Below are 25077 nucleotides of genomic sequence, written 5' to 3'. Positions count from 1 at the left end.
TTTCCCCCTCCGCTTTTTCCGCTACAATTTCCCCCGATTCAGAACCATTGTCTGCGACATCAAGGAAATACAATGAGGCAAGATAAGCCAGGGGTTTTACTGGTTAACTTAGGTACACCAGACGCACCGACCACCGCGGCGGTGAAACGCTATCTGAAACAGTTCCTCGGCGATCCGCGCGTGGTGGATACGCCGCGCTGGCTGTGGTGGCCGATTCTTAATTTCATCATTCTGCCGTTCCGCTCGCCGCGCGTCTCGAAGCTGTACGCATCGGTGTGGATGGACGAAGGTTCCCCGCTGATGGTGTTCAGCAAGCGGCAGCGTGCCGCGCTGGCGCAGCGGCTGGATATGCCAGTAGAGTTGGGCATGAGTTACGGCCAGCCGAGCCTCAACGGTGCGGTTGAGCGTCTGCTGGCGCAGGGCGTCACCAAATTCATCGTGCTGCCGCTCTATCCGCAGTTCTCCTGCTCCACGGTGGCGGCAGTGTGGGATGGCCTGGCGGCCAGCTTTAAACCGCTGCGTTCCCTGCCGGAAGTGGCGTTTATCCGCGATTACGCCGAACATCCGGCCTATATCGCCGCGCTGAAGGCCTCGGTGGAGCGCTCGTTTGCCCAACACGGCGAGCCGGATCTGCTGGTGCTCTCTTACCACGGCATTCCGCAGCGCTTCGCCAATGAAGGCGACGACTACCCGCTGCGCTGCAAAGACACCACCGACGCCCTGGCCGCCGCGCTCGGCATTGCGCCGCATAAAATCATGATGACCTTCCAGTCGCGCTTTGGCCGCGAGCCATGGCTGATGCCGTACACGGATGAGACCATGAAAAGCCTGCCGGCTAAAGGGATCAAACATGTGCAGGTGATGAGTCCGGGCTTTGCGGCGGACTGCCTCGAGACGCTGGAGGAGATCAGCGGCGAAAACTGCGAAATCTTCCTGCACGCTGGCGGCGAGAAATTTGAATACATTCCGGCGCTTAATGCGGATGATGAGCACATCGAGATGATGGTGCAGCTGGTACAAGCGCGCCGCTAAGGGTGCGGCAGAGAATGTGATATCATTCTCTGCCTGATTTTCCCTGACGGCAGCTTTCATGAAATTTCCCGGCAAACGCAAATCCAAACACTATTTCCCCGTCAACGCGCGCGATCCGCTGCTGCAGGCTTCCCAGCAGGAGCAGGAAGAGGGCAGCTGGGTGGTGGGTATCGACCAGACGCTGGTGGATATCGAAGCCAAAGTCGATGACGACTTCCTGCAGCGCTATGGCCTGAGCGCCGGTCATTCGCTGGTCATCGACGATGCGACCGCCGAAGCGCTGTATAACGAGCTGATGCGCGAGCAGCTGATCAGCCACCAGTTTGCCGGCGGCACCATCGGTAATACGCTGCACAACTACTCGGTGCTGGCCGATGACCGTTCGGTGCTGCTCGGCGTGATGTGTAACAACATCCAGATTGGCGGTTACGCCTATCGCTACCTGTGCAACACCTCCAGCCGCATGGACCTTAACTTCCTGCAGGGCGTCGATGGCGCCATTGGCCGCTGCTTTACTCTGATCGGCGAGCAGGGCGAGCGCACTTTTGCTATCAGCCCTGGCCTGATGAACCAGCTGCAGGCTGCCAGTATTCCGGAAGAGGTGATTGCCGGTGCGTCGGCGCTGGTGCTGACATCCTACCTGGTGCGCTGTCAGCCGGGCGAACCGATGCCGGAAGCGACGCTGCGGGCCATTGAGTTCGCCAAAAAGCACAATGTACCGGTGGTGCTGACGCTGGGTACCAAATATGTGATTCAGGATAACCCGCAGTTCTGGCGCGATTTCCTGCGCGAACACGTCTCGATTGTGGCGATGAATGAAGAGGAAGCGTTCGCGCTGACCGGCGAAGCGGATCCGCTGCTGGCCTCTAACATGGCGCTCGACTGGGTCGATCTGGTGCTGTGCACCGCCGGACCGACCGGGCTGTATATGGCCGGGTTCACCGAAGAGGCGTTTAAGCGCAAAACCAATCATCCGCTGTTGCCGGGGGCGATTGCCGAGTTCAACCAGTTTGAGTTCAGCCGCGCCATGCGCCATCAGGATTGCCAGCAACCGCTGCGGATCTTCTCGCACATTGCGCCTTACATGGGTGGTCCGGAGAAGATCATGAACACCAACGGTGCCGGTGATGGCGCGCTGGCGGCGCTGCTGCACGATATTACCGCCAACAATTTCCATCGTCAGAAAGTGCCAAACTCCAGCAAACACGCCCGCGAATACCTGACCTACTCGTCGCTGGCGCAGGTGTGTAAATATGCCAACCGCGTCAGTTATCAGGTGCTGAACCAGCACTCACCGCGTTTGACGCGCGGGCTGCCGGAGCGGGAAGACAGTTTAGAAGAGTCTTACTGGGACAGGTAATAACGAACCCGTAGCGGCGCAATTTATTGCGCATTCTTCAGCCGTGATATGGCTTTAGTATGCGCAATAAATTGCGCCGCTACGGTGTAATAATGTCTTTAAATCGGGCACTCGCGCACAATCGGGTTTTGCGCGATCTCTTCCTGCAATACATGCAACATACTGTTGGCAATCTCCCGCTCGCCCATCACCACGCGATTGGCGCCACGCTCCATGATATAGGCCACTTCGTCGTCGTAATGCGCCCGGGCGATAATCTCAATATCTGCCCGCTTTTCGCGCGCGGCGGTAACAATTTCCCCGGCTTCATAGCCGTTGGGGATGGTCAGCAGCAGCCAGCGCGCGCAGTCAAGACGCGCTAAATCCATGGTATCGACTCGCGCCGCGTTGCCCAGCACGGCTTTGATGCCCTGTTCGCGCAGCGCTTCGACGCGCGGGCGCGAATTCTCCACCACCACCAGCGGCACATCAGCTTCCATCAGCTGCTGTCCCAGCAGGCTGCCGACGCGGCCATAACCCACAATCACCGCATGATTGCAGATATCCACCGGAATCTGCTTCTCTTCTTCAATTGCCTCTTCCAGTGTCTGCTCTTCCATGGTCTCGGTTTTGTCGAGATAACGCTCCAGCACGGTAAACAGAATCGGGTTAAGCATGATGGAGAGAATCGCCGCCGCCAGCACCAGGTTGCGGCCTTCGTCGCTCAGCATGCCGAGCGAAATCCCCAGTCCGGCGAGGATAAAAGCGAATTCGCCAATCTGCGCCAGGCTGACGGAGATGGTCAGCGCGGTGCGCCGCGAGTGGCCGAGCAGCGTGACCAGCAGCCAGGCGGCAATCGATTTGCCCAGCACGATAATGGCCAGCGCACCGAGCACCGCCAGCGGCTGCTCCAGCAGGATCATCGGGTCGAACAGCATGCCGACCGAGACAAAAAACAGCACGGCAAACGCATCGCGCAGCGGCAGTGTGTCGTGTGCCGCCCGGTGGCTGAGCTCTGATTCATTCAGCACCATGCCGGCAAAAAAGGCGCCGAGGGCAAAGGAAACATCAAAGAATTCCACCGCGCCAAACGCGATACCCAGCGCCAGCGCCAGTACCGACAGCGTAAACAGCTCGCGTGAACCGGTGGCGGCGCTTTTGGCCAGAATCCACGGCACCACGCGGCGGCCAACCACCATCATCAGCACCATAAAGGCAGCGACTTTGCCGATGGTCAGTAACAGGTCCCACGCCAGCAGCGTCGGGCTGGCATTTCCCTGCTCCAGCATGCCGGCAATGGCCGGCAGCAGCACCAGCGTCAGCACCATTACCAGGTCTTCGACGATCAGCCAGCCGATGGCGATTTGCCCGCGCTGGCTATCAATCAGTTGACGCTCTTCCAGCGCGCGCAGCAGCACCACGGTACTGGCGGTAGAAAGACACAGGCCAAACACCAGGCCGGTCATCCATGACCAGCCCATCGCCCATGACAGACCCATTCCCAGCAGCGTGGCGACCGCGATCTGCGCGATGGCACCGGGAATGGCGATCGACTTTACCGACATCAAATCCTTAAGCGAGAAGTGCAGACCGACGCCGAACATCAGCAGAATGACGCCGAGTTCAGCCAGTTCGGGGGCCAGATTGGTATCCGCGACGAAGCCCGGGGTAAAAGGACCCGCCAGCACGCCGGCCAGCAGATAGCCGACCAGCGGCGAGATGCGCAGGCGATTCGCCAGCATACCAAGGAGAAATGCGAGGACCAGACCTCCGACAATGGTGGTGATCAACGGGGTAGTGTGATGCATGCCTGTCTCCTTGTGTGCAAATGTATCCGCTTGTAACAACCTAGTGTAATGCACAATCGTTCGCCGCGTTTAAACATTTGAGCGGTGAAAGACGAAAAAATTGAAAAATTGAGACAAAAACGCAGCCGAAGCGCTATTTTCCTCAGTTATCTCAGCATATCGGCAGGATTTATGCAGAATGGAGGGGGGCAGAGAAAAATAGTTGCCCCCCGAAAGGGCTCAGCGCTGCTGCTGATCAGGTAAGAAAGCGGTCAACAGGCCAATAAGTGGCAGCCAGGCGCAGATTTGATACACCCATTCGATACTGGTGTGGTCGGCTACTACGCCCAGGACCGCCGCGCCGAGGCCGCCCATGCCAAAAGCAAAACCGAAAAACAGCCCGGAAACCATGCCGATGCGCCCGGGCAATAGCTCCTGGGCATAGACCAGAATGGCGGAAAACGCCGAGGCCAGGATCAGGCCAATAATTACGCTCAGCACGCTGGTCCACATCAGGCTGGCGTGCGGTAACAGCAGGGTAAACGGCGCCACGCCGAGAATCGATCCCCAGATGACATATTTCCGCCCGATTTTATCGCCTATCGGCCCACCGATAATGGTGCCGGCGGCGACCGCGCCGAGAAAGGCAAACAGATGGAACTGCGAGGCCTGCACGGACAGCCCGAATTTGTGCATCAGATAGAAGGTGTAATAGCTGCTCAGGCTGGTGAGGTAAAAGTACTTGGAGAAAATCAGCAGTAGCAGAATGCCGATGGCCAGCGCCACTTTATTGCGCGGCAGGGGGGTGCGCGGCCTGCTGGCAGCGCTGGCCTGCGTGGCGCGCTGCTGGTGGCTGTACCAGCGGCTCACCTGCAGCAACACAATGATGCCGAGCAGCGCGGCCAGCATGAACCAGCTGAGATGGCCTTTGCCATAGGGCGCGACGATGATGGCGGCCAGCAGCGGCCCGAGCGCGCTGCCAAAATTACCACCGACCTGAAACAGCGACTGAGCCAGCCCGTGGCGGCCGCCGGAGGCCATACGCGCCACGCGCGACGATTCCGGATGGAACACCGATGAGCCGCAGCCAACCAGCGCTGCGGCCAGCAGCACCTGCGGATAAGTGCTGGCAAAGGTCAGCAGCACCAGACCGAACAGGGTAAACCCCATCCCGACCGGCAGTGACCAGGGTTTCGGATATTTGTCGGTGTAATAGCCAATCAGCGGTTGTAATAATGAGGCCGTAACCTGATATGTCAGCGTAATCAAACCAATTTGCACAAAGCTGAGGCTGAAATCTTTCTGCAGCAGCGGATAGATCGCCAGTAATAGCGATTGCAGCATATCGTTCAGCAGATGCGCGAGACTGATGGCACCAAGAATGCCAAAAGCGGTACGCCCGGTGCGCCGCGTCGGGGTTAACGTCTGTTCACTTGCCATAAAGATCCTGAAGGGGTGGGAATTTCGTTATCAGATTGTTACGTCATGCATGACTGTATTCGCCTTTGGCCTTGAGTTAAAGGGCGAACTGTGCGACACAGAAGGGCGAAAAAGCACATCAGGCGCACCGCCCGGTAAAAAACGCAGAATAAGGAGATCGGCTTTGTTGTTATCACCGCACAGAGGGCGCTGGCTGGCGCTGATTATGCTGCTGTTGCCGCTGCTGGCGCAGGCGTGGCAGCCGGACCGCAGCTATCGCTTCAGCATTTTGCACACCAACGATCATCACGGCCACTTCTGGGCCAACGCGCAGGGTGAATATGGTCTGGCCGCGCAGAAAACGCTAATGGATCAGCAGCGGTATGATGTACAGGCCAAAGGCGGCGGCGCGCTGATTCTGTCGGCGGGCGACGTTAACACCGGCGTGCCGGAATCGGATGTGCTGAACGCCGAGCCGGACATTCGCGGCATGAACCTCATCGGCTATGACGCGATGGCGCTCGGTAACCACGAATTCGACAAACCGCTCAGCGTGCTGCAAAAGCAGCAGAAATGGGCGAAGTTTCCGTTTCTTGCCGCCAACATTTATGCCAAAGGCAGCGATAGGCGCCTGTTTAAGCCGTGGGCGATATTCAATCGTATGGGGCTGAAAATTGCGGTGATCGGCCTGACCACCACTGACACGCTGCGCATCGCCAATCCGCAGAACGTAGCGCAGATAGAGATTCGCGATCCGGTGAAAGAGACGGAAAAAGCGGTGGCGGAACTGCGCGCCAGCGACAAGCCGGATGTAATTATCGCGCTGACGCACATGGGCCACTACGACGATGGGCAGCATGGCAGCAACGCACCGGGCGATGTGGAACTGGCGCGCAGCCTGCCGCCGGGCACGGTTAACGTGATCGTCGGCGGGCATTCGCACGATGCAGTGTGCATGGCAAAAGAGAACGTCAGCGTGGCGGATTATCAGCCCGGACAGCCGTGCCAGCCGGATCGCCAGAACGGCGTGTGGATCGTGCAGGCGAAAGAGTGGGGGAAATTTGTCGGTCGCGGCGATTTCACCTTCCGCAACGGTGAGCTGACGCTGGATAACTATCAGCTGATTCCGGTCAACCTTAAGCACAAGGTGAAGAACCTTGATGGCAGCGAAACCTGGCTGCCGTATCAGGAAGCGATAGCGCAGAACGGCGCAATGATGAAGCTGCTGACGCCGTATCAGCTGCGCGCCGGCAAACAGCTGGCGGTCAACGTGGGTCGCAGCGACAGCGTGTTTGATGGCGACCGCAGCAAGGTGCGCTTTGAACAAATGCCGCTGGCTCAGCTGATTCTGCGCGCGCAGATGGCGGCCACTCAGGCCGATTTTGCTGTTATCAGCGGCGGCGGTATTCGCACCTCGCTGGCGCAGGGCGAGATCAGCTGGCGCGATCTGTTGCAGATCCAGCCGTTTGGCAATCAGGTAGTGTCCGTGACGCTGACGGGCAAAGAGCTGCTGAACTACCTGGCGACGGTGGCGAATATCAAAGCCGATTCCGGCGGTTTCGCGCAGTTCAGCAACATCAGCCTGGTGGCCGATGGCAAAAGCGTCAGCGCAGTGAAAATCAATGGCGAGCCGCTGCAGCTGGATAAAACCTATCGCATGGCCACCAACAGCTTTAACGCCAGCGGCGGCGACGGCTACCCGGTGATTGATGGCCATGCTGGTTTCCGCAACAGCGGCCTGCGTGATGCCGAGGTGCTGCGCAGCTATGTCAGTCAGCACTCACCGCTGCGCGTCGCCGATTATGCGCCACCGCAGATTGTGCACCTGACACCGCAGCAGGTTGAGGAGCGCGACAAAGCGCTGGAGAAGCAAAAGAAGCGCAGCTATCCGCAGATGATCCTGGCGTGGATCTGGCCGCGTGCGGCGCACGAGTGACAAAACGGGCGGCACTTCAGCCGCCCGTAGTTTTTCAGGCGCGGCAGGATTTCTGGCTCACCCAGCGCTGGCGCAGCTTATCCCATGCCCAGTTGTAAGCCATAGTGTAGGGCAGAAAGAACAGAAAGAACGCCACTTCCAGCAGGAAAGCGTCCAGCAGCGAAATGTGCAACATCCACGCGGCAATCGGCAGGCCGATGAGGATAAAGCCGCCCTCAAAGCCGAGCGCATGCAGCGCGCGCAAGCCGAGACCGCGCTGGCGCTGCGGCGGACAGAGGCGGTCAAAACCGCTGTTATAAATGATGTTCCACAGCATGGCGACGGTCGACAGCATAATCGCCAGCGCGCCCATCTGAAACAGCGGTTTATCCATGACCCAGGCGGCCAGCGGCGCAACCGTGACGATCGCTAACCCTTCAAAGCCTGCGGCATGACAAAAACGTTCTTTCAGTGAACGGGTACGCATATAAACCTCCTTTTGAGTAACGCCACGCATTTTCTCACTGCACAATGCTAAGATAAAATGATTACCTATCGATAAAAGCGATGGTTCAGCATGAAGTACTCACCAGAATCCCTTGAGGCATTTGTCCAGACCGTCGCCAGCGGCTCGTTTTCCGCAGCGGCGCGTGCGCTGGCAAAAAGTCAGTCCACCATCAGTAGCGCGGTGGCCAATCTCGAAGATGACTTAGGCTTTGCGCTGTTTGATCGCAGCGGTCGCCAGCCGGTGCTGACCGCTCAGGGCCAGCGCGCGCTGGCGCAGGTGCAGCAAATTCTTGCTGCCAGCCAGCGGCTGGATGAACTGGCGGTGCGGCTGTCGCAGGGCGTTGAGCCGCGCCTCAGCCTGGCCATTTCCGACTTCTGGCAGGCTGATCACCATGAAAATCTGCTGACGCGCTTTGAGGCACGCTATCCGGATATCGAGTTTGAATGCATGATTGCGGAAGATGAGGATGTGCTGGATTTACTGCAGGCCGGGCGCGTGCATCTTGGCGTGGTGCGCGCCCAGCCGCGTTTGCCGCCGGATCTGGCGGTGGCGCGACTGCAGGTTGAAGCGCAAATGGCGATTTTCCTGCATCAGGATCACCCGCTGGCAGCCCGTTCGCAGGTGAGCGAGGCGCAGCTGGGCGAATTGCGTCAGCTGCGGCTCAATACCTGGGTGGAAACCCGCCAGCCGCTGCCAGCCGGCCGCACCTGGTCGGCCCCAACCTATCTTTTATTGCTGGAGATGGCGGAGCAGGGGTTTGGCTGGAGCGTACTGCCGCGCTGGCTGGTGCAGCAGTTTGGTCATCAGGTCTTGCGCGAGCTGCCGGTGCCGGGCTGGCCGCAGCATATCGCAGTGGATGTCATCTGGTCGCGGCGCAATCCGCCGGGCCCGGCCGGGCGCTGGATGATCGACCAGCTGTGCGCGCAGCAGCCTGATTAATCGCGGCGCGCCACGTCAGCCAGCGTGGCATCCAGCAACCGTGCCAGATCCTGCGCGGCCAGTTCGATATCCAGCCCGCGCTTGCCGCCGGAAATAAAGATGGTCGGGAATTCGCTGGCCTGCTGATCGATTACCGTTGGCAGCCGCTTTTTCTGCCCCAGCGGACTGATGCCACCCACCAGATAGCCGGTGACGCGCTGCGCCAGTTGCGGATCGGCCATGTCGGCTTTCTTCGCCCCCAGCGCTTTGGCGACTTTTTTCAAATCCAGCTGTGAGGAGACCGGCGTCACCGCTACTGCCAGCGCTTTGCCATCACCGTTAAGCGCCACCAGCAGGGTTTTAAACACCTGGCGCGCATCCAGGTTGAGCTTGCGCACCGCCTCGTCACCGAAGTGGGTTTCATGGCTGTCATGCTCGTAGGGATGCAGGGTAAAAGCGACCTGTTGTTTTTCCAGCAGTTTTACGGCGGGTGTCATATTCAATCCTTGCTACGAAAATTCTTATCTCGGTTTGCGTGAAAGTACTGGCGAAAATCTGAACTTTGCGCGAAAATTGGCCGGCGCCAGTCACCCTGGCGATAACCAAAATCATAAACAAATTCCTCTTTGACGGGCCGATAGCAATATTGGCCTTCTTTTTTTATGCCTTCAGCAGCTGCGGCAAATTGTCTTCGCCGTAGAGATGCAGTGCACCGACCGCCACCACATAGCGCCCGCGCGGCAGCGCCAGCAGCAGCTCGCGCCAGTGCTGATTACGGTTGCGCATCAGGGTATCGTTCAGTTCACTACTGAACGTAGTCGGCAGCGCCACCGGCTGACTGGCGGGCGGCGCATCCAGCCACCAGCTGATCATGGTTTGCAGCAGTCGCGCGTTGGTGTGCCAGTGTTCCAGCGTATCCAGCAGCAGCGTCAGGCCATCCTGCGGTAGTGATTTCAGCAACGCGATCTGCGTTTCCGGCCCTTCCAGCTCAATAATGCGTTTTCCTGCCGCCTGCGCTGCCTGCAGCAGCTGATAGTCAATACCGTACTGCGGTCGTAGCCCCAGCCGCTGCGCCTGCTGCGCCTGCAGCATCAGCGCAATTTGCCAGAACGGCAGGCTATCAAACAGCGCGATGTTCAGTGACAGCTCATCGCACAGCGCCGTCAGCTGCTGCAGCGTCTCTGGCGTCAGCCGCGTTGCCAGCGGCGGATACGCTTCACCCTCACTGAATGGTGAACTGCCGCGGGTAATATCCGCTTCTACCACCAGCGCATCGGCTTTCTGCAGCTGGCGCAGCAAGCCGGCCGGCAGCGGTTGCATATCGCGCGTGCCCATATGAATACTGCCAGCCAGATGCAGACGGCGGTCTCCGAGTCTGATATCCATGGCGGGCCAGCTGTAGCTGGCGGGGAACAGGCTGCTGGCCAGCTGTTGCAGGCGGTGCCACACACTGCGTCTCATGCCGTGTCCTTTTTAAGTCAAAAAGCCATGCTAGCGATTTCGCTCAGCGAAAGACAGGGCAGAGGTTGCTATTGCCGCTGCGCCGGTTTAAAGCGCAGCAAACGGTTAGCATTGCTCACCACGGTGATCGACGACAGCGCCATGGCGGCACCGGCAACGATGGGGCTGAGCAGCACACCGGTAAACGGATAGAGTATGCCGGCAGCAATCGGAATGCCCAGACTGTTATAGACAAAGGCACCCAGCAGATTCTGCCGCATATTGCGCAGCGTGGCGTTGGCCATCGCCAGCGCGTCGGCCACGCAGTGCAGATCGTTGCGCATCAGCGCCATCGCCGCGGTTTCAACCGCCACATCGCTGCCGCCGCCCATGGCGATTCCCACATCCGCCTGCGCCAGCGCCGGGGCGTCGTTGATGCCGTCGCCCACCATCACCACGCTGCGCCCCTGCTGTTGCAGTTGCGCAATCGCCTGCGCTTTACCGTCCGGCAGCACGCCGGCGATCACCTCATCGATACCCGCTTCGGCAGCGATGGCTTCGGCAGTAGTCTGATGGTCACCGGTCAGCATGATCAGACGGTAGCCCAGCTGATGCAGCCGCTGTAGCGCCGCACGGCTCTCCGGACGCAGCTGGTCACGCAGGGCGATCAGGCCCAGCAGCTGCTGCTGATCCGCCAGCAGCACCGGCGTGGCGCCCTGCGCGGCGAGTCGCGCAATATCCCGCTGTGCGGCGCGCAGGTCGATGTGCTGCTCTTCCAGCAGCGCCGCATTGCCCAGCAGCAGCGTTCTGTCAGCGACAGTAGCACTCACGCCTTTGCCACGTATTGTACGAAATTGCGCAACGCGGGCGTCACTGACGGTCGGTGCGGCGGCGACGATGGCCTTCGCCAGCGGATGCCCCGACCCCAGCTCCAGCTGGGCGGCGGCCTGCAATACCTGCTGACGATCCCAGTCGCTGTACAGCAGCACCTCGCTGACCTGCGGCGTGCCCCGGGTCAGGGTGCCGGTTTTATCAAAAACAATGGTGTCGACTTCACTGGCCCGCTGCAGCGCATCGGCATCGCGCACCAGCACGCCCAGCTCGGCAGCGCGGCCGACGCCCGCGATCACCGACATCGGCGTGGCTAAGCCCAGCGCACACGGACAGGCGATAATCAGCACCGTGGTGACAATCACCAGCGTATAGGCCAGCTGCGGCTGCGGTCCGACAACATACCAGACCGCTCCGCTGAGCAGGGCAATCGCCACCACCACCGGCACAAACACCGCCGAGATGCGATCGGCCAGCCGGCCCATTTCCGGCTTGCTGCTCTGCGCCTGACGCACCAGATTGATAATACGGGCCAGCGTGGTATGGCTGCCGGTGGCGCGGGCGGTGAACTGTAGCGATCCGTCCTGCACCAGCGTCCCGGCATAAATCTTATCGCCAGGACGGCGCGACTGCGGCAGCGCTTCGCCGGTGAGCATTGCTTCGTCAAGCCAGGCTTCGCCGCGGCTGACTTCGCCGTCCACCGGTACGCGATCGCCGGTCACCAGCTTCAGCGTCATGCCCGGTGCGATTTCGCTCAGCGGCAGCGGCTTTTCCCCTTCGGCGGTGATCACGCAGGCCTGCGCCGGGGTTAAATCCAGCAGCCGCTCCAGCGCCTGTGAGGCGCGCTGGCGCGCGCGCTGTTCCAGCGCATGGCCGAGGTTAATCAGGCCGATGATCATCACGCTGGCTTCAAAATAAAGATGGCGCGCCTGCGGCGGGAAAAATGCCGGCCATAGCGCGACGCTCATCGAGTAGATCCAGGCCGCACCAGTACCGAGCGCCACCAGCGTGTCCATGGTGGCGGTAGCATGGCGCAGGCTGCGCCACGCGCTGCGATAGAAGTGGCCGCCGGCAAGCGCCATCACCGCCAGCGTGACGGCACCGAGCACGCGCCAGAGCGTCTGATTGCTGTCGTTTAGCATCATGTGATCGCCGAGCATGCCCCAGACCATCATCGGCACGCCGACGATCAGCGCCAGCGCCGCCTGCCAGCTAAAGCGGCGCATCGCCTGCTGTGCGTTGACCTGCTGGCGCTCGCGCCGGGTTTGTTCATCTTCGATCACTTCCGCAGAATAACCCGCCTCGTCTACGGCGCTGACCAGCGCTGAGGGTACGGCATCGCCCAGCACCAGCGCGCTGCGCTCACCCAGATTGACGCGCGCCTGGCTCACGCCGGGCACTTTCTGTAACGCCTGCTCGACGCGGCTGACACAGCTGGCGCAGCTCATTCCGCCTATCAGCAGATGGTGCACCGCAAGATTCTCTTCTGCCGGCTGCGACTCCGTTGTCAGCGCCTCCGGCTGCGGCTCCTGAGCTGGCAACGGATCAGGCTTTGGGCTGGACGCCTCATTTTTCAGCGTGGCGTGATAACCAGCCTGCTCAACGGTGGCAATCAGATCGCTGGCGCTGGCTGCGCCGGTGACGCGCGCTTCCTGCTGCGTTACCTCGGCCTGTTCCACATCGCTGCGCTGTTCCAGCGCCTCTTTAACGCGTTTAACACAGTGGCCACAGGACAAGCCGTCCAGAGCCAGTAATTGTGTGTGTGACATCATCAACTCCTCGTTTATCAGGTTTGACTCGCTGCAAGGTTTGCATTAGTTATAAAGCCTAAACCTTCCATTCAGGGGAAGGTCAAGGGGCAGAGATGAACATCAGCGATGTAGCAAAAAAAACCGGGCTGACCAGCAAAGCGATTCGTTTTTACGAACAGAAAGGGGTGGTTACGCCGCCGTTACGCAGTGACAACGGCTATCGCAGTTATGGCGCGCACCACCTGGATGAGCTCAATTTTCTGCGCCAGGCGCGGCAGGTGGGCTTCACGCTCGAGGAGTGCCGCGAACTGGTCGCACTGTTTAATAATCCGGCGCGCCACAGTGCCGATGTCAAAGCGCGTACCCTGCAGAAGGCGGATGAGATCGCGGCGCATATTGAAGAGCTGCACGCGATGCGCGCGCGTCTGCTGGAACTGGCTGCAGCCTGCCCGGGCGATGACGGTGCCGAATGTCCCATCATCAATCACCTGGCGGGCTGCGGTCATCAGGAGGGCGGCAAACGCGGCTGAATCAGCAGCGTGATGCCTGACACGCCGGTCACGATCACCGGCGTGCCCGCCGGCAAATCTTCCTGCGCCTGCACGCGCCAGCTGCTGTCACCAATGCGCACATGACCGACGCCGTCTTTTAACGCACTGTCTAACGTCAGGTGCTGGCCAATCAACTGGCTGCCGCGCTGATTGAGTGTATTGGGCTGCTGCGCACTTTCGCGAAAGCGCATCCAGCGATACCAGAAAAACACGCACAGCAGCGTCAGGGCGGCGAACAACATGCCCTGGCTGGTCCACGAGAACGGAAATAGCCACTCAATGATCCCGACCAGCACCGCCGCCACGCCGCTCCACAGCAGGTAACCGCTGGTGCCGAGCATCTCCGCAGCCAGCAGTAAACCGCCCAGCGTGAGCCAGAACCAGTGCGGATGCGCAATCAGCTCCATCAGCATCACGGTTTGCGCTCCTGACGGCTCTCTTTCAGCAGCTCGCTGATACCGGCCACCGAGCCGAGCAGGCTGCTGGCGTCGAGCGGCATCATCACCACTTTACTGTTATTCGCTTCGCCAATTTTTTGCAGGGCATCGGTGTATTTCTGCGCCACAAAGTAATTAATCGCCTGGATATCTCCGGCAGAGATAGCTTCTGACACCATCCGCGTGGCGTTGGCCTCGGCTTCGGCCTGACGCTCGCGCGCTTCCGCCTGCAAAAAGGCGGAGGTACGTTCGCCTTCCGCTTTAAGGATTTGCGACTGCTTATCGCCCTCGGCGCGCAGGATGGCCGCCTGGCGTACGCCTTCGGCGGCGAGGATATCGGCGCGTTTGGTACGCTCAGCCTTCATCTGCGCGTTCATGGCCGCTATCAGTTCCTGCGGCGGGCGCACGTCGCGGATTTCAATACGGGTGATTTTTACCCCCCACGGATTGGTCGCTTCATCCACAATGTGCAGCAGGCGGGTATTAATGTTATCGCGCTGCGACAGCATCTCATCCAGCTCCATGCCGCCGAGCACGGTGCGGATATTGGTCATGGTGAGGTTGATGATGGCCAGCTCAAGATTGCTGACTTCATAAGCGGCGCGCGCCGAATCCACCACCTGAATAAAGCACACTGCATCAATGGTGACGTTGGCGTTATCTTTGGAGATGATCTCCTGTGACGGAATATCGAGGACCTGCTCCATCATATTGATCCGGCGACCAATACGATCCATGAACGGCACGACTAAATTCAGACCGGGCGGTAAGGTTTTGGTGTAGCGGCCAAAGCGCTCCACCGTCCACTGGTAGCCCTGTGGCACAATTTTGACACCGGCCCACACGGTAACCAGCGCGAGCACGATGATGACGGGAATCACTGTTAACATATAACCTCCTGGCTGTCAGATTGTCGGGCCGAGTCGCTTCGGCCCGTTTACCGCGCGGTACCGGTCAGTACAGCAGCGAGTAGAGCTGGCGACGATAGCGCGAGGCGAGGGCATCGCCGGTGCCGAGGGCCGCCAGAATCTCCTGGAACATTTTGCGCACTTCGCCGTCACCGGCGCTGAGATCGCGCTTCAGAAAACCTAACAACAGCTCCAGCGCTTCTTCATTGCGACCCACCTGATGCAGCTGTAACGCAAGTTTAGCAGCCAGACCGGCGTTGTCCGGTTCGCTTGCCATCTGCTCCTGCAGCTGCTGGATCTCCGGCGTGTCGGCGGCCTGTTTCAGCAGGTCGATTTGCGAAATCAGGCTCTGATAGCGCGTATCCTGATCCTGCAACGGCACCACAGCCAGCACCGCTTCGGCTTCTTCGCTGCGGTTCAGGGTGATCAGGACTTCTGCCAGCAGAAAACCGATTTCACTGTTCTGATTGCTCAGCTGCCAGGCGTCTTTCAGCAGCGGCAGCGCATCCAGCGGCTTGCCTTCCTGCATCAGCTGCATCGCCTGCTGCGCCTTTAACTCCTCTTCACGCGGCAGGACTTTCTCCAGCAGCGCGCGAATCGCCTCTTCCGGCTGCGGGCCCTGGAAGCCGTCGACCGGCTGGCCGTTCTGGAACAGGTAAACGGTCGGCAGAGAGCGCAGACCAAACTGCGATGCCACCAGCTGCTCTTTATCGCAATCCAGCTTCGCCAGAATAAACTGGCCGGCGTACTCCTGTGCCAGACGCTCCAGCACCGGCGTCAGCTGCTGGCAGTGCTGGCTGCGCTCCGACCAGAAGTAGAACAGTACCGGCAGCTGCATTGATTGCTCCAGCGTCTGCTGCAGGTTGGATTCGTTGATGTCGATAATCAAAGCGTGTGACATGAATACGTCTCTTGGCAGAAAGTGTGTTGAGGATATGGGGGCAAACGCCCCGGCTTCAAGTTCAATTCCGGCTTGCAGTTTAGTTACTGCGTAAAATGCGATCCAGCATCCAGCCCGGCAGCAGTCGTTTGAGCAGACTCATCGCCCAGGCGACCAGCGTCACCGGATAGCGCAGGCGCGGATGTTTACTCTCCAGCGCATGCCGCAGTTTCGGCAGAATCGCCTCCGGCGGCAGGCTAAAGCGTGCGGCGATGCCGGGGTTGCGCACGGGCTTGTCGCGTTCGCCCTGCTGCACGTTTTCAGTAAACCGGGTGGTAATCGGGCCTGGCTCAATCAGGCTGACGCGCACGCCGCTGTGGCGCACTTCCATGCGCAGCGCATCGCTCCACGCCTCCAGCGCCCATTTACTGGCGGCATAAGCGCCGCGGCCCGGCGTGGAAATCAGGCCGAGCACCGAGCTGGTGTTGATGATCCGCCCGTCGCCGCTATTTTGCAGCGCCGGCAACAGGCGCAGCGTCAGCTGGTGGGTGCCAAAAAAGTTGGTGGAGAATTGCTGCTCCAGCTGCTGACGCGACACGCTGGTCAGCGGACCGTACTGGCCGAAGCCGCCGTTATTGAACAGCCCGTGCAGGCAGTGGTCGGTGAGGGCCAGCACGCGATCCGCGGCGGCATCCACGCTGGCCGGATCGTCAAGATCCAGCAGGATGCCGGTGAAGCCGAGCTCATCCATGCGCGCCACATCGTCGGCGCGGCGACAGGCGGCCAGCACGCGATAGCCGCGCGCCAGCAGATCGTTGGCCGCCACCAGACCGATGCCGCTGGAGCAGCCGGTAATTAATACGGACTTTTGCATATCTTTACCTGTCATTGGGCTCATCGCGGCGTTAATCATGCTTAACTAGCGGAGCCAGTTGCTCAGCCATCAGGTTGGCGATGAACGGCTGTGCATCCGGATTGGGGTGAATACCGTCCTGCTGCATCCACTCCGGCTTCAGATAAACCTGCTCCATAAAGAACGGTACCAGCGGAATATGATACTGCTGCGCGAGGCGCGGATAGAGCGCGCTGAACGCGTCGGTGTAGCGTCGGCCATAATTAGCCGGCAGACGAATTTGCATCAGCAGCGGCTGAGCGTTAGCGGCTTTGACCTGATCGATAATTTTACTCAGATCCTGCGCGATGTTTTGCGGCGGGAAGCCGCGCAGCCCATCGTTACCGCCCAATTCGATTAACACCCACTGCGGCTGATGCTGTTTTAATAGGCCCGGCAACCGCGCCAGCCCCTGACCGGCGGTATCACCGCTGATGCTGGCGTTAACCACTTTGGGCTGCTGTTGCCAGGTTTTGTCGAGCAGGCTCGGCCAGGCGGCGGTGGCGGACATGCGATAGCCGGCACTCAGGCTATCACCGAGAATCAGCAGGGTATCGGCGGCGGCGATGCGCGACACCAGCAGCAGCAATAACAACAGGAAGGAATAATGCCAGCGGAAAACATTGTTGCAGTTCATCATCTTACTAAGTCCGTCGGTCAGGGAGAGCATCAGCTGACCATCCTTACCGGAGTTGAGCTGGTTGTCAAACCAGCCGAGACGCTGGCGCTGATCGGCGAGTCGGGATCCGGGAAATCCACCCTGCTGGGCATTCTCGCCGGACTGGATGATGGCAGCAGCGGCGAAGTGCATCTGCTGGGCCAGCCGCTGCACCAGATGAACGAAGAGCAGCGCGCCGCGCTGCGCGCGCGTGAGGTCGGCTTTGTGTTTCAGTCCTTTATGCTGGTGCCCACGCTCAACGCGCTGGAGAACGTGCAGCTTCCTGCACTGCTGCGCGGAGACAGCGATCGCGACAGTCGCGCGCAGGCCACTGAATTACTGACGCAGCTCGGACTGAAAGATCGTCTGCACCATCTGCCGGCCCAGCTCTCCGGCGGCGAACAGCAGCGCGTGGCGCTGGCACGCGCCTTCAGCGGCCGTCCCGGCCTGCTGTTTGCCGATGAGCCGACCGGTAACCTCGATCGCAAAACCGGCGATCGCATCGCCGATCTGCTGTTTTCCCTTAACCGCGACTTCGCCACCACGCTGATTCTGGTGACGCACGATGAGCAGCTGGCTGCACGCTGCGATCGTCGCCTGCGGCTGCGCGACGGCAAGTTGTGGGAGGAAGCATGATCTGGCGCTGGTTCTGGCGCGAGTGGCGTTCGCCCTCGCTGTTGATTGTCTGGCTGGCGCTAACGCTGGCGGTGGCCTGCGTGCTGGCGCTGGGCTCCATCAGCGATCGCATGGAGAAAGGGCTGAGCCAGCAGAGCCGTGACTTTATGGCTGGCGACCGCACGCTGCGCAGCAGTAAACCGGCACCGGATGCGTGGCTGGACAAAGCGCGCGAAGAGGGGCTGGCGGTCAGCCGGCAGCTCAGCTTTATGACCATGACCTTTGCGCAGGAGACGCCGCAGCTGGCCGATGTCAAAGCGGTCGATGATGCGTACCCGATGTTCGGCACCCTGCAGACGGATCCGCCCGGCCTGCGTCCGGTGGCCGGAACGGTGCTGGCCGCACCGCGTCTGCTGGCGCTGCTTAACCTGAAGGTCGGTGACCGCATTGACGTGGGCGATACCACGCTGCGCATTGCCGGCGAAGTGATTCAGGAGCCGGACGGCGGATTTAATCCGTTTCAGACGGCACCGCGTTTGCTGATGAACCTTGCTGACGTGGAGAAAACCGGCGCGATCCAGCCCGGTAGCCGGCTGAGCTGGCGCTATAAGTTTTCTGGCGAGGCGGCACCGCTGGCGCGCTATGATCGCTGGATTCAGCCGCAGTTGCAGGCCGGCGAGCGCTGGATCAGCGTGGAAAATTCCGAGGATGCGCTGGGCCGCTCAATGCAGCGTGCGCAGCAGTTTCTGTTGCTCTCGGCGCTGTTAACCCTGCTGCTGGCGATTGCCGCAGTGGCGGTCGCCATGAGTCATTACTGCCGCAGCCGTTACGATTTGGTGGCGGTGCTGAAAACGCTGGGCGCCACGCGTAAATCGCTGCAGCGGCTGATTATCGGTCAGTGGCTGGCCGTACTGCTGCTGGCTGCCATCGCCGGCAGTGCGCTGGGGCAGGGCATTGAAGTCGCGCTGCTGCTGATGCTCAAACCGGTGCTGCCCGCCGCTTTACCGGCTGCCAGCGTCTGGCCGTGGCTGTGGGCGATTGGCGCGCTGGTGGTGATCTCGCTGCTGGTCGGGTTGCGTCCGTACCGTCTGCTGATGGCCACACAGCCGCTGCGCGTGCTGCGTCGTGATGCAGTAGCCACGCTATGGCCGCTGCGTATTTATCTGCCGGTGATGGCGCTGGTGGTGGTGGCACTCCTTGCGCTGCTGATGGGCGGCAGCAAAATGCTGTGGGCGCTGCTGGCTGGCGTGGTGATGCTGGCACTGCTGCTGGCGCTGCTCGGCTGGGGCATGCTCCTGCTGCTGCGCAGACTGGTGGTGCGTAATCTGGCGCTGCGCCTGGCGATCAACCGTCTGCTGCGTCAGCCAGCCATGACGCTCAGCCAGCTGGCGGCGTTTTCGCTCTCCTTTATGCTGCTGGCGTTATTGCTGGTGATGCGCGGCGATCTGCTCGATCGCTGGCAGCAGCAATTACCGGCGGATGCGCCTAACTATTTTCTGCTCAATCTGACCCAGCAGCAGGTGCCGCAGGTAGACGAGTTCCTGCGGCAGCATCAGGTTAACGCCGGTACCTTCTATCCGATCGTGCGGGCAAGGCTCACTGAGCTGAACGGCAAGCCGGCCGATCCCAGGCTGGATAACGCGCTGAATCGCGAGCTTAATCTGACGTGGCAGGCGGAGCGTCCGGATCACAATCCGCTGGTGGCCGGCAGCTGGCCGCCGAAAGCCGGTGAAGTCTCGATGGAGGTCGAGCTGGCCGACCGTCTGGGCGTCAGGCTCGGCGACAGGCTGACATTCAGCGGCGATACGCAGCAGTTCAGCGCGACGATCACCAGTCTGCGCAAGGTCGACTGGGAGAGCCTGCGGCCAAACTTCTTCTTTATCTTCCCGCCGGGCGCGCTCGATCAGCAGCCACAAACCTGGCTGACCAGCTTCCGCATGGCGAACGATCCCGCGCTGCTGGCGCAGCTCAACCGCGCGTTCCCGACGCTGAGCCTGCTGGATGTCGGCAGCATGCTGAAGCAGATTGGACAGGTGCTGGCGCAGGTGAGCCAGGCGCTGGAGATCATGGTGATCCTGGTGACGGTTTGCGGTGTGTTGCTGCTGCTGGCGCAGATCCAGGTCGGCATGCGCCAGCGCCGGCAGGAGCTGGTGGTGTATCGCACGCTCGGTGCCAGCCAGCGCCTGCTACGCGGCACGCTGTGGTGTGAGTTTGCGCTGCTTGGCGTGGTCGCGGGAATCGCGGCGGCGCTGGGGGCGGAAGCGGCACTGTGGGGACTTCAGCGCAAGATTTTTGATTTCCCGTGGCAGCCGGACTGGCCGCTGTGGCTGGCGCTGCCGCTGTGTGGTGCGGCGCTGCTGTCGCTGTGCGGCGGCTGGCTGGGTGTCCGCTTACTGAAGGGGAAAGCGCTGTTCAGGCGGTTTGACGCTGCCTGATGCCCTCACCCCAGCCCTCTCCCACGGGAGAGGGGGCCGATCGAGCCTGTATGCGTGATTCTGCACTTCAGGACGTTCAGGTGAGCGTCAAACGGAAAAATCGCACCGTATAATCCCCTCTCCCTGTGGGAGAGGGCAAGGGTGAGGGGAACACCGCAGAACTACAGCTTCGCCACGGCCCACGCGATGCCGCTCGCATAGGCATCAGGCAGCAGCGGTACCAGCGCATTGAGTGCGGCGGTGAGGCGTGCCGGATCGCTGTCGGTCAGATTCAGGTGGCCGACCTTACGTCCGGCGCGGACTTCTTTGTCGTACCAGTGCAGATGCACCAACGGCTGCTGCAGCCAGTCGGTATTGAGGTCGGTACCAATCAGGTTGACCATCACTGACGGCGCAAACACCACCGGCTGCGGCAGCGGCAGACCGAGCACCGCACGCAGGTGCAGTTCAAACTGGCTGATTGAGGCGCCATTCTGTGTCCAGTGGCCACTGTTGTGCACGCGCGGTGCCAGCTCATTGATCAGCAAGCCCTGCGGTGTGACGAAACATTCCATCGCCATCACGCCCACGTACTTCAGCTCATGCATGATCGCGCTCAGCATCGCTTCTGCCTGCTGCTGTTGCGCGGCATCAGCCTGCGGGAAGGCAACGCTGGTGCGCAGAATGCCGTCCTGATGCAGGTTGTGCGTCAGCGGATAAAACACCGTGCGTCCATCGTGCCCGCGCGCGCCCACCAGCGAGACTTCACCGCTGAAGTTAATACCCTGCTCAACGATGCACTCGCCGTAGCACTCATCCGGCAGCGTTGCGGTTTCGTCGGCGCGCAGGCGCCACTGACCGCGGCCGTCGTAGCCGCCGGTGCGGCGCTTGACGATCGCCAGCTCGCCCAGCGTGCTAAATACCGCCGGCCACTCGCTTTTATCAGCCAGCAACTGCCATGGCGCGGTTGCCAGGTTGAGTTGGTCGAGCAGCTGCTTTTGCGTCAGGCGATCGGCGAGGCGCGGAAAAATATCGCGGTTGACGAACGCCGGATGGTTAGCCAGCTCGCGCGTCAGCGCGGTTTCCGGCCAGCGCTCGATTTCCGCCGTAATCACGCTTTGCGCGATCGGTAGTGCCGACGGCTCCGCGTCCAGCCCGACCGGATACACGGCGATGCCCAGCGGCTCGCCGGCCTGGCGCAGCATGCGGCCCAGCTGACCGTTGCCGAGTACGCAAACTGGCTTCATGCGTCCTCCCGCGGATCCGGATTATTCAGCACTTCATCGGTCTGGCTCTGGCGCCAGGCGGCCAGGCGTGCAGCCAGCTCGCGATCGTGAATCGCCAGGATCTGCGCCGCCAGCAGTGCGGCGTTGGCGGCACCGGCTTTACCGATGGCCAGCGTTCCGACCGGAATCCCTCGCGGCATCTGTACGATGGAGTAGAGGCTATCCACGCCGCTCAGCGCTGCGCTCTGTACCGGTACGCCCAGCACCGGCAGCAGGGTTTTCGCCGCCAGCATGCCTGGCAGGTGCGCCGCACCGCCGGCACCGGCGATGATCACCTGAAAACCGTTGTCGGCTGCGCGCTCTGCGAAGCTGAACAGCTTATCTGGCGTACGATGCGCAGAGACCACTTCAACGTGGAACGGGACATCCAGGCTGTTAAGGATTTCCTCGGCGAACTGCATGGTAGCCCAGTCACTTTTGGAACCCATGACGATGGCGATACGGGCCGGGGCGGCGTTGGATGACATGCGGACAACTCCTGTGAATAATCAAACGAACCTGGCCGGGCGGGCAGGTAAAGAAGGGCACAGAGAATAGCACGAGACAGCGGCAAGGAAAACGGTTGCGTGGGCGGAAAACCGGCATTTCCGCCGCAAACAATCAGAAAGGAAATTCGATCAACTGCACGCCCTGTGCGTCCAGCTGAATCATTGATCCGCGCTCATGCCACGCACCCAGCACCGCGCGTTGCGCAGGCGTGCCGGCGAGCTCGAACTGATGAATCGCCGGACGATGGGTGTGGCCGTGAATCAGGATCGGCACCTGCTGGCGCGTCATCGCCGCGGCTACCGCCTGCGGGTTGACGTCCATGATGCTCAGTGACTTGTGCTGGTTGGCCTGCTTGCTGTCGGCCCGCATCCGCGCAGCAATGCGCATGCGCAGACGCAACGGCAGCGCGAGAAACAGCCGCTGCAGCCAGCGCTGATGCACTTTGGCGCGAAAACGCTGATAACCGTGATCGTCAGTACAGAGCGTGTCGCCGTGCATCATCAGCACGCGCTGACCATAGCGCTCCAGCACCTGCTCTTCGGGCAGCAGCGTCATGCCGCTGGCGCGGGCAAACTGTTGACCTAACAGGAAGTCGCGATTGCCGTGAATGAAGAATTTGGGCACCGGCAGGACACGCAGGGCGTCGGCGATCTGCTGATGCAGCGGATTAGGAGCGTCATCGCCAATCCAGGCTTCAAACAGATCGCCAAGGATGTAAAGCGCATCACACTGCTGCGCTTCCCGCTGCAAAAAATGCAGAAAACCGGCAGTGATTGCCGGTTCTTCCTGACACAGATGTAAATCTGCGATAAACAGCGTGCGCGACATTACTCGCTGACGGTCACTTTCTGGATGATCACGTCATCAACCGGCACGTCCTGGTGCATGCCGCTGCGGCCGGTTTTCACTGCTTTGATTTTTTCGACCACGTCCATGCCTTCAACCACTTCGGCAAACACGCAGTAACCCCAGCCCTGCAGGCTTTCGTCACGGAAGTTCAGGAAATCGTTATCGGCAACGTTGATGAAGAACTGTGCGGTAGCCGAGTGAGGTGCCTGGGTACGCGCCATCGCCAGCGTGCCTTTGGTATTTTTCAGGCCGTTGTTGGCTTCGTTGCGGATGTCTGCTTTGGTGGCTTTCTGCTTCATGCCCGGCTCGAAACCGCCGCCCTGAATCATGAAACCGTTGATCACGCGGTGAAAAATGGTGTTGTCGTAGAAACCTTCACGGCAGTAGTCCAGGAAGTTCTGTACAGTAGCCGGCGCTTTGTCATCGAAGGTTTTGATTACGATATCGCCATGGTTCGTCTGGAAAGTGACCATTATATTCGTCCTGTGGAGGTTGTCGTCAGTATCAACTGCCGCACCGGCAAGGCGGCGGGGCATTTTTGTAGACGCCTCTTATATCACAATTTCCAATAACGCGTCAGTAAGGCAACGGCAGTTGCGAAGCGAGCGATGCACAAGTCGGAAAAATACGGCACAATAACCGGCTACATCAAGAAGGCGTATCCCGCACACGTAAACAACGGAATCGTTCAATGCTAAAGATCTATAACACCCTGAGTCGCCAGAAAGAGGAATTTAAACCCATTCATGCCGGTGAAATCGGTATGTACGTGTGTGGAATCACGGTTTACGACCTCTGTCATATCGGCCATGGGCGTACCTTTGTGGCATTCGACGTGGTCGCGCGTTACCTGCGTTACGTGGGCTATAAGCTGAAATACGTGCGTAATATCACTGACATCGATGACAAGATCATTAAACGTGCCAACGAAAACGGGGAAAGCATCGAAACGCTGACCAACCGGATGATCGCCGAAATGCACAAAGATTTTGCCGCGCTGGGTATTCTGCCGCCGGATCTCGAGCCGCGCGCCACGCGCCACATCGCGGAGATCATCGAACTGGTCGGCAAGCTGATCGATCGCGGCCATGCCTACGTGGCGGATAATGGCGACGTGATGTTTGATGTGCTGAGCGATAAAGATTACGGCGCACTGTCGCGTCAGGATCTCGAACAGCTGCAGGCCGGCGCGCGCGTGGAAGTGGCGGAAGTGAAACGCAACCCGATGGACTTTGTGCTGTGGAAAATGTCCAAGGCCGATGAGCCGGCGTGGAACTCACCGTGGGGCAACGGCCGCCCGGGCTGGCACATTGAGTGCTCGGCGATGAACTGCAAACAGCTTGGCACCCATTTCGACATCCACGGCGGCGGTTCAGACCTGATGTTCCCGCACCATGAGAACGAAGTGGCGCAGTCGACCTGTGCACACGATGGCCCGTACGTGAACTACTGGATGCACTCCGGCATGGTGATGGTTGACCGGGAAAAGATGTCGAAATCGCTCGGCAACTTCTTTACCGTGCGCGATGTGCTGCAGCACTACGATGCGGAAACCGTGCGCTACTTCCTGATGTCCGGCCACTATCGCAGCCAGCTTAACTATGGCGAAGATAACCTGAATCAGGCACGCGCGGCGCTGGAGCGCCTTTACACCGCGCTGCGCCATACCGATGCCAGCGCGACGCCGGCTGGCGGTGAGGCGTTTGAAGCCCGCTTCCGTACTGCCATGGACGATGATTTCAACACGCCGGAAGCTTACTCGGTGCTCTTCGATATGGCGCGTGAAGTCAATCGCCTGAAGGGTGAAGATAAAGCCGCCGCCGATGCGCTGGCCGCAAAACTGCGTCAGCTGGCCGATGTACTGGGTATTCTGCAGCAGGATCCGGAGCAGTTCCTGCAGAGTGGCGCACAGGTGAATGCCGATGAAGTGGCGGAGATTGAACACTGGGTGAAAACCCGCGCCGATGCGCGTGCTGCAAAAGACTGGGCGCAGGCGGACATCGCACGTGACAAGCTGAACGAGCTGGGCGTTATCGTGGAAGATGGCCCGCAGGGGTCAAGCTGGCGCCGTAAATAACAAAAAGGGCGAACTGCGGTTCGCCCTTTTTTATACGGCTAACTTTAACCCACTGGTTATGGGTAATTAACCTGATGCACT

The 25077-nt window shown here is 60.3% G+C and carries 23 protein-coding genes; 8 read left to right on the top strand and 15 right to left on the bottom strand.

The window, feature by feature from the left end; translation table 11 throughout:
• The first annotated feature begins 72 nt into the window (after positions 1 to 72).
• Together hemH and K7H94_RS13725 are read left to right on the top strand one after the other, a co-directional pair.
• A complete protein-coding gene (hemH, locus tag K7H94_RS13730) occupies positions 73 to 1032 on the top strand; it encodes a ferrochelatase (RefSeq protein ID WP_021507223.1) in 960 nt (319 codons plus the stop codon).
• Between the two features lie 58 nt (positions 1033 to 1090).
• Positions 1091 to 2392 (top strand): inosine/guanosine kinase, encoded by a 1302-nt coding sequence (locus K7H94_RS13725; RefSeq protein ID WP_021507224.1) that lies wholly within the window; start codon positions 1091 to 1093, stop codon positions 2390 to 2392.
• Positions 2393 to 2490: 98 nt separating this feature from the next.
• On the opposite strand, the gene ybaL is transcribed toward K7H94_RS13725, so the two are convergent.
• On the bottom strand, positions 2491 to 4179 hold the full coding sequence (gene ybaL, locus K7H94_RS13720; protein WP_021508650.1) for a YbaL family putative K(+) efflux transporter: 1689 nt from the start codon (positions 4177 to 4179) through the stop codon (positions 2491 to 2493).
• A gap of 219 nt (positions 4180 to 4398) precedes the next feature.
• Entirely contained in the window at positions 4399 to 5598 is a 1200-nt protein-coding gene (locus K7H94_RS13715; RefSeq protein WP_222951199.1) for an MFS transporter, read from the bottom strand.
• Positions 5599 to 5761: 163 nt separating this feature from the next.
• Between K7H94_RS13715 and ushA the strand changes: the two genes are divergently transcribed.
• Complete coding sequence (gene ushA, locus K7H94_RS13710; protein WP_058757939.1) at positions 5762 to 7513, top strand: bifunctional UDP-sugar hydrolase/5'-nucleotidase UshA; 1752 nt, start codon at positions 5762 to 5764, stop codon at positions 7511 to 7513.
• 34 nt (positions 7514 to 7547) lie between these two features.
• Here ushA and K7H94_RS13705 read toward each other — a convergent pair whose 3' ends face one another.
• On the bottom strand, positions 7548 to 7979 hold the full coding sequence (locus tag K7H94_RS13705; protein ID WP_021508647.1) for a multidrug/biocide efflux PACE transporter: 432 nt from the start codon (positions 7977 to 7979) through the stop codon (positions 7548 to 7550).
• Positions 7980 to 8069: 90 nt separating this feature from the next.
• Between K7H94_RS13705 and K7H94_RS13700 the strand changes: the two genes are divergently transcribed.
• Positions 8070 to 8939 carry a LysR family transcriptional regulator gene (locus tag K7H94_RS13700; protein ID WP_021508646.1) on the top strand — a complete coding sequence of 290 codons (870 nt, stop codon included), beginning with the start codon at positions 8070 to 8072 and terminating at the stop codon, positions 8937 to 8939.
• Here K7H94_RS13700 and ybaK read toward each other — a convergent pair.
• The 3 genes from ybaK to copA form a co-directional block, all read right to left on the bottom strand.
• A complete protein-coding gene (gene ybaK / locus K7H94_RS13695; RefSeq protein WP_021508645.1) occupies positions 8936 to 9415 on the bottom strand; it encodes a Cys-tRNA(Pro)/Cys-tRNA(Cys) deacylase YbaK in 480 nt (159 codons plus the stop codon). The genes K7H94_RS13700 and ybaK overlap by 4 nt on opposite strands.
• A 163-nt stretch (positions 9416 to 9578) precedes the next feature.
• Positions 9579 to 10379 carry a TraB/GumN family protein gene (locus K7H94_RS13690; protein ID WP_222951198.1) on the bottom strand — a complete coding sequence of 267 codons (801 nt, stop codon included), beginning with the start codon at positions 10377 to 10379 and terminating at the stop codon, positions 9579 to 9581.
• 68 nt (positions 10380 to 10447) lie between these two features.
• Positions 10448 to 12958: a copper-exporting P-type ATPase CopA gene (gene copA / locus K7H94_RS13685; RefSeq protein ID WP_222952053.1), complete on the bottom strand. Its 2511-nt coding sequence runs from the start codon at positions 12956 to 12958 to the stop codon at positions 10448 to 10450.
• 95 nt (positions 12959 to 13053) lie between these two features.
• On the opposite strand from copA, the gene cueR reads away from it, so the two are divergent.
• Positions 13054 to 13470, top strand: a complete 417-nt coding sequence (cueR, locus tag K7H94_RS13680; protein WP_021508642.1) for a Cu(I)-responsive transcriptional regulator — start codon at positions 13054 to 13056, stop codon at positions 13468 to 13470.
• Here cueR and K7H94_RS13675 read toward each other — a convergent pair.
• The 5 genes from K7H94_RS13675 to tesA form a co-directional block, all read right to left on the bottom strand.
• Positions 13446 to 13904, bottom strand: a complete 459-nt coding sequence (locus K7H94_RS13675; protein WP_021508641.1) for an NfeD family protein — start codon at positions 13902 to 13904, stop codon at positions 13446 to 13448. The genes cueR and K7H94_RS13675 overlap by 25 nt on opposite strands.
• The gene (locus tag K7H94_RS13670) at positions 13904 to 14818 is read right to left on the bottom strand and encodes an SPFH domain-containing protein (RefSeq protein WP_021508640.1); all 915 of its coding nucleotides are present in this window, start codon (positions 14816 to 14818) and stop codon (positions 13904 to 13906) included. Before K7H94_RS13670 ends, K7H94_RS13675 begins: the two co-directional genes overlap by 1 nt.
• A gap of 64 nt (positions 14819 to 14882) precedes the next feature.
• The gene (locus K7H94_RS13665) at positions 14883 to 15737 is read right to left on the bottom strand and encodes a thioredoxin family protein (protein ID WP_021508639.1); all 855 of its coding nucleotides are present in this window, start codon (positions 15735 to 15737) and stop codon (positions 14883 to 14885) included.
• A 79-nt stretch (positions 15738 to 15816) separates the two neighbouring features.
• Positions 15817 to 16590, bottom strand: coding sequence for an SDR family oxidoreductase (locus tag K7H94_RS13660; RefSeq protein WP_021508638.1), 774 nt, complete (start codon positions 16588 to 16590; stop codon positions 15817 to 15819).
• Positions 16591 to 16621: 31 nt separating this feature from the next.
• Positions 16622 to 17248 (bottom strand): multifunctional acyl-CoA thioesterase I/protease I/lysophospholipase L1, encoded by a 627-nt coding sequence (gene tesA, locus K7H94_RS13655; protein ID WP_021508637.1) that lies wholly within the window; start codon positions 17246 to 17248, stop codon positions 16622 to 16624.
• On the opposite strand from tesA, the gene ybbA reads away from it, so the two are divergent.
• Together ybbA and ybbP are read left to right on the top strand one after the other, a co-directional pair.
• Positions 17216 to 17902 (top strand): putative ABC transporter ATP-binding protein YbbA, encoded by a 687-nt coding sequence (ybbA, locus tag K7H94_RS13650; RefSeq protein ID WP_021508636.1) that lies wholly within the window; start codon positions 17216 to 17218, stop codon positions 17900 to 17902. The two genes, tesA and ybbA, sit on opposite strands and share 33 nt — an antisense overlap.
• A complete protein-coding gene (ybbP, locus tag K7H94_RS13645) occupies positions 17899 to 20316 on the top strand; it encodes a putative ABC transporter permease subunit YbbP (RefSeq protein WP_222951197.1) in 2418 nt (805 codons plus the stop codon). Before ybbA ends, ybbP begins: the two co-directional genes overlap by 4 nt.
• A gap of 161 nt (positions 20317 to 20477) precedes the next feature.
• Here ybbP and purK read toward each other — a convergent pair whose 3' ends face one another.
• The 4 genes from purK to ppiB form a co-directional block, all read right to left on the bottom strand.
• Positions 20478 to 21542 carry a 5-(carboxyamino)imidazole ribonucleotide synthase gene (gene purK, locus K7H94_RS13640; protein WP_058757935.1) on the bottom strand — a complete coding sequence of 355 codons (1065 nt, stop codon included), beginning with the start codon at positions 21540 to 21542 and terminating at the stop codon, positions 20478 to 20480.
• The gene (gene purE, locus K7H94_RS13635) at positions 21539 to 22048 is read right to left on the bottom strand and encodes a 5-(carboxyamino)imidazole ribonucleotide mutase (RefSeq protein WP_058769411.1); all 510 of its coding nucleotides are present in this window, start codon (positions 22046 to 22048) and stop codon (positions 21539 to 21541) included. The genes purK and purE overlap by 4 nt, the downstream gene beginning before the upstream one ends.
• A gap of 133 nt (positions 22049 to 22181) precedes the next feature.
• Positions 22182 to 22898 (bottom strand): UDP-2,3-diacylglucosamine diphosphatase, encoded by a 717-nt coding sequence (locus K7H94_RS13630; protein WP_222951196.1) that lies wholly within the window; start codon positions 22896 to 22898, stop codon positions 22182 to 22184.
• Complete coding sequence (gene ppiB, locus K7H94_RS13625) at positions 22898 to 23392, bottom strand: peptidylprolyl isomerase B (RefSeq protein ID WP_021508631.1); 495 nt, start codon at positions 23390 to 23392, stop codon at positions 22898 to 22900. Before ppiB ends, K7H94_RS13630 begins: the two co-directional genes overlap by 1 nt.
• Before the next feature lie 218 nt (positions 23393 to 23610).
• Here ppiB and cysS point away from each other — a divergent pair, with 218 nt between their 5' ends.
• Positions 23611 to 24996: a cysteine--tRNA ligase gene (cysS, locus tag K7H94_RS13620; protein ID WP_021508630.1), complete on the top strand. Its 1386-nt coding sequence runs from the start codon at positions 23611 to 23613 to the stop codon at positions 24994 to 24996.
• Positions 24997 to 25077 lie beyond the last annotated feature (81 nt).

It is taken from the genome of Pantoea dispersa, assembly GCF_019890955.1.
Classification (GTDB): Bacteria; Pseudomonadota; Gammaproteobacteria; order Enterobacterales; family Enterobacteriaceae; genus Pantoea; species Pantoea dispersa.
Note: the sequence above shows the minus strand (reverse complement) of the source record. Positions and strands in the feature narration are given on the sequence as shown.

Coding starts and splice junctions, on each gene's coding strand:
- hemH (WP_021507223.1), top strand. CDS start 73: ATGAGGCAAGATAAGCCAGGGGTTTTACTGGTTAACTTAGGTACACCA.
- K7H94_RS13725 (WP_021507224.1), top strand. CDS start 1,091: ATGAAATTTCCCGGCAAACGCAAATCCAAACACTATTTCCCCGTCAAC.
- ybaL (WP_021508650.1), bottom strand. CDS start 4,179: ATGCATCACACTACCCCGTTGATCACCACCATTGTCGGAGGTCTGGTC.
- K7H94_RS13715 (WP_222951199.1), bottom strand. CDS start 5,598: ATGGCAAGTGAACAGACGTTAACCCCGACGCGGCGCACCGGGCGTACC.
- K7H94_RS13705 (WP_021508647.1), bottom strand. CDS start 7,979: ATGCGTACCCGTTCACTGAAAGAACGTTTTTGTCATGCCGCAGGCTTT.
- K7H94_RS13700 (WP_021508646.1), top strand. CDS start 8,070: ATGAAGTACTCACCAGAATCCCTTGAGGCATTTGTCCAGACCGTCGCC.
- ybaK (WP_021508645.1), bottom strand. CDS start 9,415: ATGACACCCGCCGTAAAACTGCTGGAAAAACAACAGGTCGCTTTTACC.
- K7H94_RS13690 (WP_222951198.1), bottom strand. CDS start 10,379: ATGAGACGCAGTGTGTGGCACCGCCTGCAACAGCTGGCCAGCAGCCTG.
- copA (WP_222952053.1), bottom strand. CDS start 12,958: ATGTCACACACACAATTACTGGCTCTGGACGGCTTGTCCTGTGGCCAC.
- cueR (WP_021508642.1), top strand. CDS start 13,054: ATGAACATCAGCGATGTAGCAAAAAAAACCGGGCTGACCAGCAAAGCG.
- K7H94_RS13675 (WP_021508641.1), bottom strand. CDS start 13,904: ATGCTGATGGAGCTGATTGCGCATCCGCACTGGTTCTGGCTCACGCTG.
- K7H94_RS13670 (WP_021508640.1), bottom strand. CDS start 14,818: ATGTTAACAGTGATTCCCGTCATCATCGTGCTCGCGCTGGTTACCGTG.
- K7H94_RS13665 (WP_021508639.1), bottom strand. CDS start 15,737: ATGTCACACGCTTTGATTATCGACATCAACGAATCCAACCTGCAGCAG.
- K7H94_RS13660 (WP_021508638.1), bottom strand. CDS start 16,590: ATGCAAAAGTCCGTATTAATTACCGGCTGCTCCAGCGGCATCGGTCTG.
- ybbA (WP_021508636.1), top strand. CDS start 17,216: ATGCCAGCGGAAAACATTGTTGCAGTTCATCATCTTACTAAGTCCGTC.
- tesA (WP_021508637.1), bottom strand. CDS start 17,248: ATGATGAACTGCAACAATGTTTTCCGCTGGCATTATTCCTTCCTGTTG.
- ybbP (WP_222951197.1), top strand. CDS start 17,899: ATGATCTGGCGCTGGTTCTGGCGCGAGTGGCGTTCGCCCTCGCTGTTG.
- purK (WP_058757935.1), bottom strand. CDS start 21,542: ATGAAGCCAGTTTGCGTACTCGGCAACGGTCAGCTGGGCCGCATGCTG.
- purE (WP_058769411.1), bottom strand. CDS start 22,048: ATGTCATCCAACGCCGCCCCGGCCCGTATCGCCATCGTCATGGGTTCC.
- K7H94_RS13630 (WP_222951196.1), bottom strand. CDS start 22,898: ATGTCGCGCACGCTGTTTATCGCAGATTTACATCTGTGTCAGGAAGAA.
- ppiB (WP_021508631.1), bottom strand. CDS start 23,392: ATGGTCACTTTCCAGACGAACCATGGCGATATCGTAATCAAAACCTTC.
- cysS (WP_021508630.1), top strand. CDS start 23,611: ATGCTAAAGATCTATAACACCCTGAGTCGCCAGAAAGAGGAATTTAAA.